15 protein-coding genes are annotated in these 18,778 nt (G+C 38.7%); 10 read left to right on the top strand and 5 right to left on the bottom strand.

All coding sequences use genetic code 11. The features are described from left to right. The 5 genes from ACIQXI_RS12050 to ACIQXI_RS12030 form a co-directional block, all read right to left on the bottom strand. Positions 1–921: an ABC transporter permease gene (locus ACIQXI_RS12050; protein WP_402924956.1), complete on the bottom strand. Its 921-nt coding sequence runs from the start codon at positions 919–921 to the stop codon at positions 1–3. Beyond that, complete coding sequence (locus tag ACIQXI_RS12045) at positions 921–1,850, bottom strand: ABC transporter permease (RefSeq protein WP_402924953.1); 930 nt, start codon at positions 1,848–1,850, stop codon at positions 921–923. Before ACIQXI_RS12045 ends, ACIQXI_RS12050 begins: the two co-directional genes overlap by 1 nt. Positions 1,851–1,970: 120 nt before the next feature. Further along, positions 1,971–3,641: a peptide ABC transporter substrate-binding protein gene (locus ACIQXI_RS12040; RefSeq protein WP_402924950.1), complete on the bottom strand. Its 1,671-nt coding sequence runs from the start codon at positions 3,639–3,641 to the stop codon at positions 1,971–1,973. Between the two features lie 840 nt (positions 3,642–4,481). Beyond that, positions 4,482–6,167 carry a methyl-accepting chemotaxis protein gene (locus tag ACIQXI_RS12035; protein ID WP_402924948.1) on the bottom strand — a complete coding sequence of 562 codons (1,686 nt, stop codon included), beginning with the start codon at positions 6,165–6,167 and terminating at the stop codon, positions 4,482–4,484. A 460-nt stretch (positions 6,168–6,627) separates the two neighbouring features. After that, the gene (locus tag ACIQXI_RS12030; RefSeq protein WP_402924946.1) at positions 6,628–8,322 is read right to left on the bottom strand and encodes an Rqc2 family fibronectin-binding protein; all 1,695 of its coding nucleotides are present in this window, start codon (positions 8,320–8,322) and stop codon (positions 6,628–6,630) included. Between the two features lie 313 nt (positions 8,323–8,635). Between ACIQXI_RS12030 and ACIQXI_RS12025 the strand changes: the two genes are divergently transcribed. From ACIQXI_RS12025 to ACIQXI_RS11980, 10 genes are all read left to right on the top strand, one after another. Continuing rightward, entirely contained in the window at positions 8,636–9,511 is an 876-nt protein-coding gene (locus ACIQXI_RS12025) for a YicC/YloC family endoribonuclease (RefSeq protein ID WP_402924944.1), read from the top strand. 43 nt (positions 9,512–9,554) lie between these two features. After that, positions 9,555–10,172 carry a guanylate kinase gene (gene gmk, locus ACIQXI_RS12020; protein WP_402924941.1) on the top strand — a complete coding sequence of 206 codons (618 nt, stop codon included), beginning with the start codon at positions 9,555–9,557 and terminating at the stop codon, positions 10,170–10,172. Positions 10,173–10,176: 4 nt separating this feature from the next. Next, positions 10,177–10,404, top strand: coding sequence for a DNA-directed RNA polymerase subunit omega (gene rpoZ, locus ACIQXI_RS12015; RefSeq protein WP_024362090.1), 228 nt, complete (start codon positions 10,177–10,179; stop codon positions 10,402–10,404). Positions 10,405–10,541: 137 nt separating this feature from the next. Next, positions 10,542–11,549 carry a bifunctional phosphopantothenoylcysteine decarboxylase/phosphopantothenate--cysteine ligase CoaBC gene (gene coaBC, locus ACIQXI_RS12010; protein ID WP_402924938.1) on the top strand — a complete coding sequence of 336 codons (1,008 nt, stop codon included), beginning with the start codon at positions 10,542–10,544 and terminating at the stop codon, positions 11,547–11,549. After that, on the top strand, positions 11,546–13,957 hold the full coding sequence (priA, locus tag ACIQXI_RS12005; RefSeq protein ID WP_402924935.1) for a primosomal protein N': 2,412 nt from the start codon (positions 11,546–11,548) through the stop codon (positions 13,955–13,957). Before coaBC ends, priA begins: the two co-directional genes overlap by 4 nt. Positions 13,958–14,082: 125 nt before the next feature. Continuing rightward, on the top strand, positions 14,083–14,577 hold the full coding sequence (gene def, locus ACIQXI_RS12000; protein WP_402924932.1) for a peptide deformylase: 495 nt from the start codon (positions 14,083–14,085) through the stop codon (positions 14,575–14,577). A 1-nt stretch (position 14,578) separates the two neighbouring features. After that, the gene (gene fmt, locus ACIQXI_RS11995; protein WP_402924929.1) at positions 14,579–15,520 is read left to right on the top strand and encodes a methionyl-tRNA formyltransferase; all 942 of its coding nucleotides are present in this window, start codon (positions 14,579–14,581) and stop codon (positions 15,518–15,520) included. Then, entirely contained in the window at positions 15,517–16,878 is a 1,362-nt protein-coding gene (gene rsmB / locus ACIQXI_RS11990; protein ID WP_402924926.1) for a 16S rRNA (cytosine(967)-C(5))-methyltransferase RsmB, read from the top strand. Before fmt ends, rsmB begins: the two co-directional genes overlap by 4 nt. Then, positions 16,878–18,020, top strand: a complete 1,143-nt coding sequence (gene rlmN / locus ACIQXI_RS11985) for a dual-specificity RNA methyltransferase RlmN (protein WP_402924923.1) — start codon at positions 16,878–16,880, stop codon at positions 18,018–18,020. The genes rsmB and rlmN overlap by 1 nt, the downstream gene beginning before the upstream one ends. A 6-nt stretch (positions 18,021–18,026) precedes the next feature. Next, a complete protein-coding gene (locus ACIQXI_RS11980; protein ID WP_402925759.1) occupies positions 18,027–18,776 on the top strand; it encodes a Stp1/IreP family PP2C-type Ser/Thr phosphatase in 750 nt (249 codons plus the stop codon). Positions 18,777–18,778 lie beyond the last annotated feature (2 nt).

Here is an 18,778-nt window from a genome sequence, read left to right as displayed (position 1 = left end):
TTATTTACGTAGTTTTGGATCTAGTGCATCACGTAAGCCATCACCAACAGCGTTAAATGCAAAGATTGTTAGCGAGATAAATACCGCTGGGAAAATTAAGCGCCAAGGATAATCGGCAATTGCCTTATTTCCGTCAGATGCCATTGTACCCCAAGAAGCTTGAGGAGCAGGGACACCCAGTCCAAGATAACTTAAGAATGACTCTGTGAAAATAGCAGACGGAATTGTTAGAGTCATTGTTACTAAAATTGCACCAAGTGCATTTGGAATTAAATGTTTTAAAATTAAATGCCATGTGCTAGCACCTAACGTACGTGCAGCAAGGACATATTCTTGATTTTTAATCGATAATACTTCACCACGTACGATACGAGCCATGTTAATCCAACCTGTAATCGAAAGGGCGATAATCATCGGGAATAAACCTGGTTGTAATACGACTAATAATACGATTACAACTAATAGGTAAGGAACGGCTGTTAAAACGTCGGCAATACGCATCATAATATTATCAACACGACCACCAGCTAAACCTGAAATACTTCCCCAAAGTACGCCGATAATTAAGTCAATAATCGCTGCTGTAATCCCGATAAATAGGGAAATACGAGCACCCGCCCAAATACGAACGAATATATCACGACCTAAATCATCTGTACCAAACCAGAAATCAGCTGAAGGAGGTGAGTTAAACACACCAAGTTGATCGCTATACTTATATTGAGAAAACATCGGTACGAAAATTGCCATTATAATAATGATGATTAACGTGATTAAACCAAAAATCGCCATTTTATTATGTGAAAAACGTAAAAATACTTCCTTCCAGAAGGAAACGGATTTATCGGCTAATTTTTCATTCGCGTCATGATTTCCACCGACAATTTTAAACATCTCTTTGTTAATCGGTTTTTGCGTCATTAATTTTTCGCTCCCTTCAACTTAATTCGCGGATCAATAAAGCTATAAAGAATATCGACAATTAATACCGCAAATAAAAGGATAATTGAATAGAACACTGTTGTGCCCATGATAACTGTATAATCACGGTTTGTAATACTTTGTACAAAGTGTTTACCTAGACCAGGGATAGCGAAAATATTTTCAACGATGAAACTACCTGTTACAACACCAGCTGTTAATGGACCAAGGTAAGTGATAACTGGTAGAAGGGCGTTACGTAAAGTATGGCGGAACACAACTGTCCATTTGCCAATTCCTTTTGCACGTGCCATTTTTACATAATCACTGCTGTTTTGCTCAAGCATACTAGAACGTGTTAGTTTCGCGATAAAGCCCATATGGGAGAATGCAATCGCCATGGCAGGTAAGACACTATAAATGAAGCCCTTCCAGCCACTAACCGGGAACCAGCCCGCTTTATAAGCTAAGAAATACTGCATTAAGCCTGCCAAAATAAAGGATGGTACTGAAATACCAAGCACCGCAATGGACGTTGCCAAATAATCCGGCCACTTATTGTGATAAAGCGCTGAAACTACGCCTATTAATACACCGAATCCGACCGCCAGTAGCATAGCTTCAATCCCAAGTGTTAACGAAACTGGGAAGCTCTCATTAATCATATCATTTGTAGAACGCGCTTTATACTTCATAGACTCACCGAAATTAAATGAGGCCGTATCGATTAAATAATCTTTATACTGAATATACCAAGGGTTATTTAATCCATACGTTTCGTTTAACTTTTCCTCAATTTGAGGAGGGAAATTACGTTCACTTGCAAAAGGACTTCCTGGAGCAAGACGCATTAAGAAAAACGTAGCCGTTACGATGACGAAAAGCGCGAGAAGTATATACATCAGCCTTTTCAAAATATATTTAATCACATAAAACTCCTCCTTCTATTTGTCAATTTTCTGACAAATAAATGCCTTCGTATTTTAAAAAGAGCTGACTCGAGCCGAAGTGGCCACGAGGCAGCTCTTCGTTGTAGAGCTTAAAAAATATTATTTAGATTCTTTAGCGTCTAAATCAACGTTTTTAAGTTGGATGTTACCAAGACGATCTGGTGACATGTTTTTAACATACTTTTGTTCTACGTAAAGGTTAGTGTAGTAGTAGATTGGCGCAACTGGGAATTCTGAAACTGCGATAGCTTCAGCTTCTTTTAATTGCTCAAGGCGTTTAGCTGTATCTACTTCTGAAACTGATTGTTTTAACAATTCTTTGTATTTCGGATTTTCCCAACCAGTATCGTTGTTACCGTTTTTAGCAGTATCATACATTTCTAAGAATGTGTAAGGATCGTTATAGTCTGCAATCCAGCCCATACGACCAACTTGATAGTCAAGAACGTTCAGTTTCTCTAAGTAAACTTGCCATTCAGAGTTATCAAGACTTACAGTAATACCAAGATTTTTTGCCCATCCTTCTTGGATGTATTGAGCGATAGAAGCGTGTGCTTCACTTGTATTGAATGAAACATTTACTTTAACATCTTTTGGATCTTTAATTCCAAGTTCTTTCATACCTGCTTCAAGTGCTGCTTTAGCACCTTCGATATCGTTATCTTTGTAGTAACCGCGGTCTTCTTCAAAACCACTGATTGCAGAAGGAACCATACCTAATGCAGGTTTTTGTTCACCTTTAGTAACGTTGTCAATTAAACCTTGACGATCAATTGCTAATGTTAACGCTTTACGGATGTTAGCGTTGCCAGTAATTTTGTCTGTTACATTGAATTTGTACCAGTAGATTGCTGCATAGTCATTAATATTTAAAGAGCCATCAGCTTTGAAGCCATCAATAGCATCAAGTGCTACAGTTTGGTAAGGAGAACCTAAGTAATCGATTTCTCCATTTTTGAACATTGTTACAGCTGTTGCTTCGTTTTCAACCATACCGATGTTTACTGTATTTAGAGCTACATTTGCAGCATCCCAGTAACCGTCGTTTTTCTTAAGAACGATAGAATCACTATGTTTCCAAGTATCTAAAGTGAAAGGTCCGTTTGTAACGAAGTTTTCACCAGCTTCTGCGTACCAATCTTCTTTACCTTCAACAACTTTTTGGTTGATTGGAAGGTACGTTTTGAATGCAGTTAATTCTAAGAAGTAAGCTGTTGGGTTTGTTAATGTAACAACTAATGTTTTTTCGTCTTCTGCTTTAATACCTACTTCTTCAACTGTACCTTGAGCATTGTTGTATGCTTCAGCACCTTTGATTGGGTAGAATACAGAAGCGTATTCAGATAAGTTATCTGGATTTAAAGCCCATTTCCAAGCATATTCGAAGTCGCCAGCAACTACTGGATCTCCGTTTGTCCATTTTGCATCACGTAAGTGGAACGTGTAAGTTAAACCATCTTCACTTACATCCCATTTCTCAGCCATAGCTGCTTGTGGTTGTCCATCAGCGTCTAAACGAGTTAGACCTTCAAATACGTTAATTAAGATTGCGCTAGATGTAGAATCTGTTGCAAGTTGTGGATGTAAAGATGGTGGTTCAGAAGGTATAACTACGTTCAGCTCTTTTGAAGAAGCCGTTTCTGAAGAACCAGAATCTTTATTGCCGTCTTTTGAATTATCAGACGAATCTCCACCGAAGCCACATGCAGCAAGTACTAGTGAAAATACTGCAAGGACTGTTAGTAATAAAAACTTTTTGTTCTTATTCATGTGAATCCCCCTTATACAATTTTTAAGCCTTTTGTGAAGCTCCTATTTAATATACCAAAAAAATCATTGTGCACAAAATAAAAAAGATTCAAATTTATATAGTATTATCTGACATTTACAAGAATAATAATTTTCTTTGGTCTATCACTTTAGTGTGTAAAAGTATTTAAATAATGAGAATTTGATTTAAAACAGCTAAAAATATCAAAAATGAAACAAAATCAAATAAATGATTTACTATACGGAAAATTCCTATTTTTTTGATAATATTATCTCATTATAAAAAATGATTCAAAAGTCATGGTTGTTCTACATTAAGAAATTTACATAGTTTTGTAGAAAATCATCGTAAAACTAAGTGAATATGTTTTTTTATTAGGAAATTTCTTGTAATTTCTAATCTGAAAATATGATTAATACTATCTATAAATGATATATAAAAATTTTGTTTTGTATTTATCTAGTATTTAGCTTTAAGAGAGAAAAAAAGGGAAATGGAGAGAAAAATTGTATGAAAATAGATATGTTTTAGTAGGGTTAATGGCAGTAATTTAAGGCGAAATTGCAAGTGAATATTTTTTCAAAATAATTCATTTTGCACTTTTATTCGCTGAAGAGTGATTAGAAAAGTGGTATGTGCATCAAATGGACGAAGTTTTTGAATCGCTCTACTTTTCATTTTTTTCGAATAATTGCATGTCTATCGTATGTTTTGTATAAATATGATTTCTTAGCATAGGGGATTTGTTTGTATGGATTCTTTCTATTATTTAGTGCAAATGATAACACTCTAAGCAACTCTTTATGTTACTGAGTTTGCTTAGAGTGTTATAGTACCTGTTATAACTTAAATTGCAGAATTTGATTTTGTAGATCTAAAGATTTCTCGCTTAAATCGGTTGCTACTAAATTGACTTGTTGCATTGTAGCAGCTTGTTCTTTCATCGCTTCAGCGATAATCTTTGTATTGTCAGCACTTGCAGATGCACCGAAGGCAATTTCCGCAACAGATGCTGCTACTTGCTCAGCACTTGCAGATATTTCTTCTGAAGTTGCCGAAATATCTTCGATTTGATCGGTCATCGTCGTGATGGCTGTGACGATTGATTCAAAAGCAACACCTGCATCTCCAATCATTTTGACACCATCTGTGACAGAATGAAGACCATCGACTACTGCCTTTTCTACATTTTTTGTATCTTGTTGGATCTCCTGCGTTAGCGCGACAATTTGGTTGGCTGACTGTTTTGATTCTTCGGCTAGCTTGCGCACTTCATCTGCTACGACTGCAAAGCCTTTTCCATGTTCACCAGCCCGAGCTGCTTCGATAGCGGCATTTAATGCCAATAAATTCGTTTGTTCTGTAATATTCGTAATGACTTCTGTAATATTGCTAATTTCAACAGATTGTTTACTTAGCTTTTGAACGAGTGTATTAATCAGTTGTGTTGAATCATTGATGACGTTCATTTGTTGCTGTGCTTCTTCTATTATATTGTTACCACTGTTAGCTGTTTCTGATGTAGCAACAGCACTGTGGTGAAGGTGCTGTGTCGCCTCAGCGATACGTTGTACCCCTGTAGCCGTTTCATCCATAGCAGCGGCACTTTCTTTTGCTGCAATAGTTGCGGTTGCGGCAGTTGAAGCTGTTTCATTAATGCGCGATGTCACTTCGTCTGTTGTTGCTGAAACTTCTTGAGTAGAGGCGGTTAGCTCCTCGGCTGCGCCTGTTAAATGTTCGGCGTTATCTTGAATATGTGTCATGAGATTACGCAAATTGCTTTTCATCGTATTAAAGGATAGTGCAAGTTGTCCAATTTCATCTTTGGCGTCATTAGTAATATCTTGATGATATAATTCACCGTTCGCAATATTGTTGGCAGCGGCTACAACGGATTTTAAAGGACGTGTAATTTTGCGTTGTACATAATACATTAGGAATACGCCGAGTGTTACACCGATAATAATAGCAATCAAAGAAATAATTTGTGAATTTTTTACTGCTTGTTTTGATTCTTTTGTAATGATATCTAGTTGGTTCTTTTGATACTCTACAACCTTACCAGCGACTTCAGATAAGCCTCTATTCGCTTGCTGTGCATCACCATTTACTTTTTGTAAAGCTTGTTCTGTTTTCCCTTCATTATGTAAAGCTAACACACTATCAGCAGCTTTATTGAAAGCGTCGTTATATGTATTAAGCTCTTTAGCATATTCCATCATTTCAGGTGAATCGGCTTTTTGTGTAATTTCTTCGACATGCGTATCGAGCAATGCTGCATATTTTTCAAACTGTTCTTTATTATTCGCTGTATCTTCGATAAACATCGCGCGAATAAAAAGACCTTGCATCGCCAATTCGTATTGAATGCTGTCCGATAGTTCAACTAAGGAGACGCGGTTTTCTAGGGCGTCTTCAACCTTGCTTTCAATTTTAGAAAACTGCATAAATAAAATGAGTAAAGAAATAAATAAGGTGAAGATAATCGAGAAAAAGCCGAAGCTTAATTTTTTGCCAACAGACATAGTAGATACGCCCTTTCTGAATTGCTATAAAGTTTTTTATAGTTAAATTAAGACATCGTGGAGGAAAGAAGTCAATAACGGGACGAAAAACAGTTCAGAATATTCATGCTGAAAATCTTTCAATCATACCATAGGGAACATTGCCTGTAGAAATTGAATTTTGTGCAGATTTTTACCGTTAAATAGTACGGATTACCGGGAGTACCTTTAAAAATGCAAGATGCTAGGATTGGGGAGAGGGCAAATATAATGATAGGAAAGAACGCTAGTTGATGGTAGAGGGGGCGGTGAATTCTGCGGGAACGCACGCGTTGTAAGACGCAACAAGCCGCGCGTTAGCGAGGGCTGCGGCTTACGGTTCTGAGCGGAAAGCATCCACCGTAGCAAACATCAACGACAGTGCAAAAAAGTGTTAGATTGATTACAATCAATCTAACACTTATTCGACGTTATCCCATATTTAAGACTGCTTCTTTAACTGTAAAATGACAGTTTCGTCTGGATCGATGAACAATGTTTTTTGTTCGAAGTAAATAACAAATCCAGGTTTAGCCCCATTTGGTTTTTTTACTTGTCGTATTTCTGTATAGTCTACTGGTACAGATGAAGAATCACGCGCTTTTGAGAAATAGGCGGCAAGCGTAGCTGCTTCTCGCAATGTCGTATCATCGGGCTCATTCGTGTGAATGACTACATGTGAGCCTGGGATATCTTTCGTATGTAGCCAAATATCCGTACGTTTCGCAATTTTAAATGTCAGCATATCATTTTGTTTATTATTTTTGCCGACAGATATAGGTGTTCCAGTAGAAGAAATATAACGTTCAGGCTCAGGTTTGAGTTGTTTTTTCTTTTTCTTGGCGTGACGTAGTTTTAAATAGCCTTGTTCTGCTAATTCTTCACGAATTTCCTCAATATCACCTGGCGACGCTTGCTGAACTTGTTGCGCTAACATTTCGAAATAAGTGATTTCTTCTTTTGTTTTTTCTAGTTGTTCTTGTACCATAATCAAGGCATTTTTTGCCTTTGTATATTTCGTGTAATAGCTTTGCGCATTTTCAATAGGTGTTTTACGTTCACTAACAGGAATCGTAACTTGTTCTGCTGATTCACTGTAGTAATTTGTTACGGTTACTTCCTTTACGCCTTTTTCGAAAGCGTAAATATTGGCCATCAATAGTTCGCCATATAATTGGAACTGATCCAATTTAGATGCGCGCTCATAGTCTTTCGTCAACTTCTTCATTTTAAGTGACAGCTTATCGATTTCATTTTGAAGCCAGCGTTCTAAATCTCCTGCTTGTTGCTTCACACGATCTCGCTCTGCGCGGGCAAAAAATACGCGGTCTAATAGCTCGTGGACATTGGGATAAACCGTTTTCTCTCCTTGTAAATGGTTCAACGCAATAGGAGAGAAATACGTTTTATTGTTCGCCAATACATACATCGGCTCTGACCCGCCATCACGAAAGGCTGCCATAAAGTCTTTAAAGCATGCTACTTTATTTGTTGCAGTTGTTAAGCGGAATAATAGTTCCTCTGCATGTAAAGGAGAAAAGCCAACAAACTGCCCAACAATGTCTTTTGCTGTTTTTGGCTCAGAGAAAAAGGCTGTTAGCTGGTCATCAGTGACCGTTAACGGTTGCCATTTATTTTGTGCAGGTGGGGCAATATAGGGCTGTCCAGGTAATATTGTACGGAAACTATTCATCGATGGTGATAAATGTTTTAAACTGTCGATAATTTTTTGTTGTTCCTTATCAATTAACAGTAAGTTACTATGGCGACCCATAATTTCAGCGTGTAATTCGCGCACAATTGGATCACCAATTTCATTTTTACTATGAATTTCTACTATAATAATGCGATCTAAATTATGCTGTTTGATAGAAGCGATAAAACCGCCTTCTAAATGCTTACGTAAGAGCATGCAAAACATCGGTGGTTCTGCAGGATTTTCAATTGTTTGCTCTGTAAGATGTACACGCGCATAGGAAGGGTGGATAGAAAATAATAATTTATGATTGCCACCATTTGCACGCACTTGTAAGACAACCTCTTGCGCGTTAGGTTGATGTATTTTCGTAATACGACCTGTCACTAGTTGTTGCAGGTCTGTTGTCATTGAATAAGTAAATAAGCCATCAAATGCCATTTTAATTCCTCTTTCCAATGATATCTTGCATCATTGTGTATTCGTATGCCTTGCATTCTTGCGCTTATCTGACCTGCTTAAACGGTTAAAAAAAGTGAGATTCTTCCTTATAATAAGTGTCTATAGCAGCCAAGTTACGCATGAATGCATTTTTTGTATGTTTATCATAGCATTTTTTAGGTGAATATTAAAATATAGCTTCAGATGTGGTAGAATTAATTTTTGCACTATCGAATTTTTTATGGAGAGACGTCATAAATGACAAAGCTTATGTTATAATAATCCCAGTATGCAAAGAAAGGTGTGACGAACCTTGGTGCGTAGTATGACTGGTTTTGGCAGAGGTGTCACAACAACAAGAGACTTTCAGTTAACCGTAGAAATTCGCTCGGTCAACCATCGATTTTTAGAAATACATGCAAAGTTTCCGAAAGAATGGCTTGAAGCAGAAATTTTTGCAAAGAAATTGATTTCGCAAGCTTTGTCTCGTGGCAAAATTGATGTGATGGTCTATGTAAAAGATTTAGAAAATGTCGAGCAATCTATTGAAATTAATTGGTCATTAATTGAAGCGTATCGTAAGGCAAAAGAGCAATTAGCAAGTAAAGTACCACTAGAAGAAAAATGGACGATGCAGGAGCTACTAGCCCTAGAACAAGCATTAGTACAAGAAAAGCCGCAGCTAACACCAGAGGATTTACTTGGAGCTGTAGAACATGCGGTAACAGAAGCTACTGGGCAGTTGATTCAAATGCGTGAGCGTGAAGGGCAAGAATTGCAAGATGTTGTTGTACAATATAAAGAACAGTTGAAGGAACAAGTGAATCATATTCGCTCGAATTCTTCACTGGCTGTTGAAAAATATCGTGCACGTTTAGTAGAACGAATTGCAGAAATTGCAGGTGGAGCGCTGTTGGAAGATCGTTTACTCGCAGAAGTAGCGATTTTTGCAGAACGAGTGGATATAACAGAAGAGTTAGATCGTTTAGATAGTCATTTTAACCAACTGGAAGAAACGTTACGAGAGACGGTTTCAATTGGACGTAAATTGGACTTTTTAATGCAGGAAATCCATCGCGAAATTAATACGATCGGTTCAAAAAATCAATCGACAGAAGCAGCCGTTGCTGTAGTACAGGCAAAAACAATTTTAGAAAAGATGCGTGAGCAAGTTCAAAATATCGAATAACCTGCTTGCATCTGTTATAAATTAAGGGAGATATAGAGGATAAATGATAAAAGAACGTGGATTATTAATTGTTCTGTCGGGCCCGTCTGGTGTAGGTAAAGGGACAGTGCGAAAAGAATTATTTTCTCAACCGAATACGAATTATGAGTATTCCATCTCAATGACAACACGAAATCCTCGCGAAGGTGAAGTAGATGGTGTAGACTATTTTTTCAAGACACGTGAAGAGTTTGAGACGTTAATTGAACAAGGTGGCTTATTAGAACACGCTGAATTTGTAGGGAATTACTACGGCACGCCGATAACCTATGTAAATGAAACACTTGATGCTGGTCGTGATGTTTTTTTAGAGATTGAAGTTCAAGGCGCAGCGCAAATTCGTGAAAAAGCACCGGATGCCTTATTTATTTTCTTAGCCCCTCCAAGTTTAACGGAATTAAAAGATCGTTTAGTTGGTCGTGGGACAGAAACAGCGGATGTTATTGCGAAGCGTATCGCGACTGCAAGTGAAGAGCTTGAAATGATGAGCTTATACGATTATGTTGTAGAAAATGATGAAGTGACAAATGCTTGTGATCGCATTAATGCGATTATTAAAGCCGAGCATTGTCGAAGAGAACGTGTTGAAAAAAGATATTTGTCAATGTTGAGAGGAGAATAAATCAATGTTATACCCATCAGTAGATGCCTTAAAAAAAGAAATCGATTCTAAATATTCTTTAGTAAGTTTAGCGTCAAAACGTGCGCGCCAAATGCAAGAAGTAGAAGGTACTGAACGCCTACACAAATACGTTTCCTATAAATACGTAGGAAAAGCACTTGAAGAGGTAGCAGCAGGTGTGCTGACGAAAGTATCACAAGATGAGTCAGCTGTATACGAAGACGAAATCTAATCTAACATTGCTGGTAAAAACGTTTTTGCCAAGCTTAATGTTAAAATCTGCAGTGATTTTTTGATTATACAAAAATGCCGAGAGCTCCCGAGGAATAATCCTTTGGGAGCTTATCGTTTGAAAGGACGACATTGTAGATGAATAAAAATATTTTACTTTGTGTTTCAGGTGGTATCGCGGTTTATAAAGCTGTGGCGCTAGTAAGTAAGCTCTCACAGGCGGGTTTCCAGGTGAAGGTCATCATGACAGCGTCGGCGCGCCAGTTTGTTAATCCGTTAAGCTTTCAAGTCATGTCCAAAAATGATGTCTATTACGATACATTTGATGAGAAAGATTCAAATGTCATTGCCCATATTGATTTAGCAGATTGGGCAGATTTAATTTTAGTGGCACCGGCAACCGCTAATGTTATTGGTAAACTCGCCAATGGTATTGCGGATGATATGGTAACGACGACTTTGCTAGCTACTACTGCACCAGTTTGGCTTGCGCCAGCGATGAATGTTCATATGTATGAGCATCCAGCAGTTAAGCGCAACTTGGCACAACTTGCGGCAGATGGCTATCAATTTATTGAACCGTCAGAAGGCTTTTTAGCATGTGGTTATGTTGGTAAAGGGCGTTTAGAGGAACCTGAAAAAATTACAGCTATTGTGCTCGATTATTTTTCAGCACCCGCAAAGCCATTAACAGGTAAAACAGTGCTAATAACAGCCGGTGCCTGGACAGTGCCGTTAGATAATCAACATATTATAAGTTCAAAGGCAAATGGTCGAATTGGACAAGCATTAGCTAAAGAAGCCCAAGCGCTGGGCGCACATGTCATTCTTTTAGATGGAGAATCTGATGCAAATGATATGTTAGCAGAACTAGAGCGCTTAACAAAGCAATATCCACAAGCATTACTGCTTCATGCGGCAACTATCCCGACAATTGACAATGCGCCAATTATATCTATTGAAGGAACGTCTGCAGTAACATTTGGACAGTCCGTTATTGGTCAACCGCTATTGCAAGTGCTATCAGATGACTGGATTGATTTTAGTCATACAGCACAAGTAAATGGGCAATTCGTAGATGTTTCAGATGCACAACAGTTTGCGCGAGTAGTATGGCAGCATATATTACAAGGTGAGACGCAATGAATTTATATGCAGAGATTATCGTGGATGTTGCAACATACCATGTTGATCGTTCATTTGATTATGCTGTTCCCGAAGAGTGGTATGCAGTGATTGAAAAAGGCTGTCGTGTAAAAGTGCCATTTGGTCCACGAAATGTGCTAGGGTATGTTGTTGGATTAAAAAATGCCACAGATGTTCCAACAAATAAAATAAAGCCAATTGCGCAAATTTTAGATATTGAGCCTGTTTTTACAGAAGAAATGTTGCAGCTAGCAAAGTGGCTTAAAAATGAAACCATTTGTTATGAAATTGATGCGTTACAAGTCATGCTTCCTTCTGCACTGCGGGCAAAGTATGAAAAAATGGTGAAAGTACAAGATGAACTAGCGACTTTACCAATCGAAGTACAGCAGATTTTTGGCAAACGTCAACAGGTGAACTTTAAAGAATTTGAACGTGCTGGGTTATTGCCAATACTAAAACAACTGATTGCAGAGAAAATCGTCAAAGTTGAAAATGTTGTCAAGCAACAAGGGAATGTGAAAGAAGTACGAATGGTCAAGATTGCCGAAGATGTACAAATACTTAACAATGCTTTGCAAGAGGCATCAAGAGCCGCGAAGCAACGATCTTTAATTAAATGGATGGCTGCACATTTAGGTGAAATTTTTTCACCACAGCAAATTTTTAAAGAAACAGCTGTATCTGCTGCAGTTTTACAAGCAGTGATTGATAAAGGAGCAGCTAGTTTTATACAAGAAGAAGTTTATCGGGATCCTTTTACAAAGGAGGTTGCCCGTACACAATCTTTACAATTAACAGCAGAGCAAGCAGTTGCCTTAGAGGCCATTGCGCATTCTATTGAAACACAATCTGCTTCCACTTTTCTATTGCAAGGTGTCACAGGCAGTGGTAAAACGGAAGTTTACTTGCAAGCAATTCAAAAAGTTTTAAATGATGGTAAAGAAGCAATTATGCTCGTGCCGGAAATTTCTTTAACGCCGCAAATGACGGAGCGTTTCCGTAGTCGTTTTGGTGAAATGGTTGCGGTCATGCATAGTGGATTATCAGTTGGTGAGAAGTATGATGAATGGCGCAAAATTCAGCAAGGTAAAGTAAGGGTTGTCGTTGGTGCTCGTTCAGCCATTTTTGCACCTTTTACAAATTTAGGGCTTATCATTTTAGATGAGGAGCATGAATCAACGTATAAGCAGGAAGATTCTCCTCGTTATCATGCGAGAGATGTGGCGATTTGGCGCAGCCAATATTATCAATGTCCTGTCATTTTAGGGAGTGCAACACCTGCGCTAGAGTCTTATGCTCGTGCAAAAAAGGGTGTTTATACATTACTCACATTAAAGCAGCGCGCTTTGCATCAGGCAATGCCGACTGTCTTTGTTGCCGATATGCGTGAAGAGTTGCAAAAAGGCAATCGCTCCATGTTTTCTGAGTTACTTATAGAGGGCATACGAAGTCGCCTCGAACGACAAGAACAGATGGTGTTATTTTTAAATCGTAGAGGGTATTCGTCATTTGTCTTATGTCGTGATTGTGGAACAGTGGTTCAATGTCCGAACTGTGATATTTCACTCACGTATCATCGCACAACAGAAAAGTTGAAGTGCCATTACTGTGGCTATGAAGAACATGTGCCGCAAATTTGCCCACAATGTCAAAGCGAACATATTCGGTATTTTGGCACAGGTACGCAAAAAGTCGAGGAAGAAATTTTTAAGCTTTTTCCAGAAGCTAGGGTGCTTAGAATGGATGTCGACACAACCAAGCACAAAGGGGCACATGAAGAGATTTTGCAAGCATTTGGTGAGGGACAAGCAGATATTTTACTCGGTACGCAAATGATTGCAAAGGGACTTGATTTTCCTAATATTACATTAGTAGGTGTGCTGAGTGCCGACACATCATTACATTTACCTGATTACCGAGCAGCGGAGCGGACTTTCCAGTTGCTGACACAAGTCAGTGGTAGAGCAGGTCGTCATGATAAGCCTGGTGAGGTCGTTATTCAAACGTATACACCCGAACATTATGCTATTGAACTTGCTAAAGTACAAGATTACGAGCCGTTTTATGAACGAGAAATGTTTTTACGCCGTCGTTCAGGCTATCCACCTTACTATTTCGTTGCGCTTATCCAAGTATCGCATGAAGATGTGTTGATGGCGGCGGAGTATGCTGGACGTGCTGCAGATTGGTTGAGAGGGAATTTATCACAGCAAGTATCGATAATCGGCCCAACGGTAGCTAGTATTAGTCGCCTCCAAAATAGATATCGCTATCAATGTTTGATAAAATATAAAATTGAACCAAATCTGATACCTGTCTTGCAACGGTTGCTTGCGATGTACCGAGCAGAATGGATAAAACAGGGCATATTAATGACGGTCGATTTAGACCCGTCTACGATATAAAAATGTTAAAAGTTTAGGTGCTTCTCGAGCAAGCTTGATAATAGCCTAAATGCTTCAACTGGCGAATTGCCGAACATAAAAATCAAGGCAAGAGCGCCTTGTATAATAGAAATGAGGAACGAAAAATGGCGATAAAAAAAGTAATCGAACATCCAGCAAAAGTATTATCTACACCATGTGCAGAAGTAACTGAAATTAATGAAGAGATTATTGCATTACTTGATGATTTATATGACACGATGGTGGAATATGATGGTGTAGGAATTGCTGCACCTCAAATAAATGTTGGGTTACGCGTGGCGATTGTTGAGCTAGGCGAGGAACGAGATATTTTAGAAATGATTAACCCGACTGTTATTAAAACAGATGGCGCAGAAGTGGATATCGAAGGATGTTTAAGCTTCCCTGGATTGTACGGAGAAGTTGAACGTCCTGATTATGTGAAAATTGAAGCATGTGACCGTGAAGGGCGAGTGTATGAGCTTGAAGCAGGAGGTTTTGAAGCGCGAGCAATTTTACATGAAATTGATCATTTAGATGGTATTTTATTTGATTCTAAAATCAAACGTATTTTGACTGAAGAAGAGCTTGAAGAATTGTACGCACAAGAGGAGGAATAACATGACGTCAATTATTTTTATGGGAACACCTGATTTCTCAGCGCCGATTTTGCGTATGCTACACAATGAGGGCTATGATATTAAAGCAGTTGTGACCCAACCGGACCGCCCAGTTGGACGCAAGCGGGTATTAACACCACCACCTGTTAAAGCTGCGGCATTGGAATTAGGCTTGCCTGTTATTCAACCTGAAAAGCTACGTGGCTCTGAAGAATTACAGCAAATACTTGATTTACAGCCGGATGTCGTTATAACGGCAGCTTTTGGTCAAATTTTGCCGAAAGAATTGCTTGAAGCGCCACCGCTTGGCTGCATTAATGTGCATGCCTCACTTTTACCGAAATACCGTGGAGGTGCGCCAATTCACCAAGCGATTATGGATGGTGAAAAAGAGACGGGTGTTACGATCATGTACATGGCAGAGAAATTAGATGCAGGGGATATTATTTCTCAAAAGGCAATTGCCATCGAAGAGGATGACCATACAGGTGTCCTCTTTGATAAACTAAGTGTTGTCGGCTGTGACCTATTAAAAGAAACGCTTCCTTCTATTATAAATGGAACGAATAACCGTACAGTACAAGATGAAACGCAAGTAACCTTTGCGAGCAATATTTCGCGAGAACAAGAGCGAATAGATTGGACAAAGGATGCAACGACTTTATACAATCAGGTGCGAGGACTTCATCCGTGGCCAGTGGCGTACACAACATTTGAAGAAGGAAACTTTAAAATTTGGTGGGCGCAAGTTGGGCAAGCAACACATAATGTGACACCTGGTACTGTTGTGGCCATTGCTAAAGACCATTTTGAAGTGGCAGCTGGCAATGGAACAGCTCTTGCACTATATGACATTCAACCTGCTGGTAAGAAGCGCATGACGGCAGAAGATTATTTACGAGGTACAGGCTCAAAATTACAGATCGGGGACCAGTTTAAATGAGTAAAAAAAGTGTAGTTATTTGGGATGGCAATGTACGAGATGCCGCACTGTCTATCCTTTTAGCAGTAGATAAAAATCAAGCATATAGTAATTTACTGTTACACGAAACGATTAAACGCCATAAAATTGAAGCGAAAGATCGTGCACTGTTAACAGAAATTACGTATGGTACGTTACAATATAAAATGACCCTCGATTACTTTTTAGAGCCATTTATTCGTGGTAAACTAGATCATTGGGTGCGCTGGTTATTGCGTTTATCATTATATCAAATGCACTATTTAACGCGCATTCCGCCGCATGCCGCTGTGAATGAAGCAGTAGAAATTGCAAAACGTCGTGGACATCAAGGAATCGCTTCAACAGTTAATGGTATTTTGCGTTCTATTTTACGTCAGGGCGTAAGATCAGTTGAAGAGTTGGCAAATCCTATCGAGCGACTTGCTATTGAAACAAGTCATCCACATTGGTTAGTAGAACGCTTTGTCGATAATTACGGTATAGAAGTGGCTACAGCTATGTTGCATGAAAATAATGTGCCGCCGGTACAAACAGTGCGTGTCAATACAACCGTGGCGACGCCAGAACAGGCGATTGCTAGCTTACAAGCGGAAGGCTTAACAGCACAGCAAAGTGACATAATGCCTGAATGTTTACATGTCACAAATGGTCAGCCTGCTCGCACAAAAGCGTTTAAAGATGGCCTCATTACAATACAGGATGAAAGTTCGATGATTCCTGCCAATGTGTTGAATCCTTCTCCAGGGATGCGCGTCTTAGATATGTGTGCAGCACCAGGTGGTAAAACAACACATTTAGCAGAAAAAATGGGCAATAAAGGTTCCATTTTGGCAACGGATTTACATCCTCATAAATTAGATTTAATCGACCATAATACAGAACGTCTAGGACTTGATATAGTAGAAACGGCTCCAATTGATGGACGTAAGGCGCCTGATTTTTTACAAGAAGAATCGTTTGACGCTGTGTTAGTCGATGCCCCATGTAGCGGTTTAGGGGTTATGCGACGTAAACCAGATATTAAATATACAAAGCGCGAAGAGGATTTAGAAAATCTTCAAAAAATCCAGTTAGCACTACTTGATGCAGCTACGAAAGTGCTGAAAAGAGAGGGCAAACTAGTGTACAGTACATGTACAGTCGATAAACAAGAAAACGAAGGTACAGTTGAGGCCTTCTTAACAGAGCATCCAGAAATGGAAGCAATACAACTAGAATCTTTACCAACAAAATTAGCGGAAAAGCAGGCAAATGGCATGCTTCAAGTCTTCCCACAAGACTTCGGCAGTGATGGTTTCTTCGTCGCAGCCTTTCGTAAAAAAGGAGAATCCAACTAATGGTGGATCAAGAGCAATTTAATGAACGTATTAATGACTTAGTCGAGGAAGCGGAGGAAAAGCCCGTTCGACGAGCAAAAAAAGAAAAGCCGAATTTAAAAGAATCAATTTACTCACTTCAACCACATCAGTTAGAAGAATGGTTAAAAGAAAATGGTGAAAAGCCATTCCGTGCTGCACAAATTTTCGATTGGTTATACAATAAACGTGTGAAAACATTTGAAGAAATGTCTAACCTATCAAAAACATTACGAGACAAGCTAGAGGCAAGTTTTGCTTTAACAACATTGTCAACAATTATTAAACAGGAATCAAAAGATGGTACGATTAAATTTTTATTCCAGTTACAAGATGGTTACTCCATTGAAACAGTTTTAATGCGTCATGAATATGGCAACTCCGTATGTGTGACAACACAAGTGGGCTGTCGTATTGGTTGTACATTCTGTGCATCGACATTAGGTGGTTTAAAGCGCCATTTAATGGCTGGTGAAATTGTAGAGCAAGTTGTCAAAGTCCAACAAGCTTTAGATGAAGTAAATGAACGTGTGTCGCATATCGTTATTATGGGTATCGGTGAACCGTTCGATAACTATGATGCGATGATGAGCTTCCTAAAAGTCATTAACCATGAAAAAGGTTTAAACATTGGGGCACGTCATATTACGGTATCAACTTCTGGTATTGTACCTAAAATCTATCAATTCGCTGATGAGCAACTACAAATTAACTTTGCTGTATCATTGCATGCACCAAACCAAGAAGCACGTCAAAAACTAATGCCAATTGCACGTGCATACAAATTGGAAGAATTGATGGAAGCTGTGCGTTACTATACGAAAAAAACTGGACGCCGTGTTAGTTTTGAGTATGGTTTAATGTCCGGTGAAAATGATTCTGTTGAAGTGGCTGAAGAACTTTCTGCTTTAATTAAAGGAATTAAATGCCATGTCAACTTAATTCCTGTAAACTACGTACCTGAACGTGATTATATTCGTACATCTCGTAGTAAAATTTTTGCGTTTGAAAAAACATTAAAGAAAAATGGTATTAACGTAACAATCCGCAGAGAGCAAGGTTCTGATATTGATGCGGCATGCGGACAATTACGTGCGAAAGAGAGATCTGAGGAAACGAGGTGACCAGTGGTGAAATACACAGTCGAAAGTGATATTGGTTTAAAACGAGCAATTAATGAAGACCGTGCTGCATTTTTTAAACGACCAGATGGACTTGCACTAGCGCTTGTAGCAGATGGCATGGGTGGTCATAATGCTGGCGATGTAGCGAGTGATATGGCAATGAAACAAATGGAAACTGTTTTTTTACAAGCTGAGGCACATCATTTTGCAACTATGACATCAAAAAAAGAATGGTTACGTCAAGCAGTTAAGCATTTGAATACAAATATATATGACTATTCTTTATCACACGAAGACTGTAAAGGAATGGGGACGACGTTTATTGCCGTGTTAATTGAAGGAAATCATTGCTTCATAGCACATGTTGGTGATAGTCGCGTGTATTATTTCTTTGATGATGGCGCACAACAAATAACAAGAGATCACTCATACGTTAATGTTTTGCTTGAAAATGGTGAAATTAGTGAAGAGGAGGCGTTAACGCATCCGAAGAAAAATTTCATTTTAAAAGCTGTTGGTACAGAGGAAACAATTGAACCAGACTTTTATGAAGTAGAGCTAGCGCCAGAATCGTATTTACTCATTTGTTCTGACGGTTTAAGTAATAAACTTTCAGTGTACGAAATGGCATCTATCATAACCTATCCAGATTTAATTGAAGATAAAGGACGAAAACTTGTGGAATTAGCAAATGCAAGCGGGGGGGAAGACAATATCTCCCTCGTGTTACTCACAAGGCAAGATGAGGAGGTGTAAGT

The organism is Lysinibacillus sp. NPDC097195 (assembly GCF_044762075.1).
Classification (GTDB): domain Bacteria; phylum Bacillota; class Bacilli; order Bacillales_A; family Planococcaceae; genus Lysinibacillus.
This window is presented reverse-complemented; position numbering and strand designations above follow the sequence as displayed.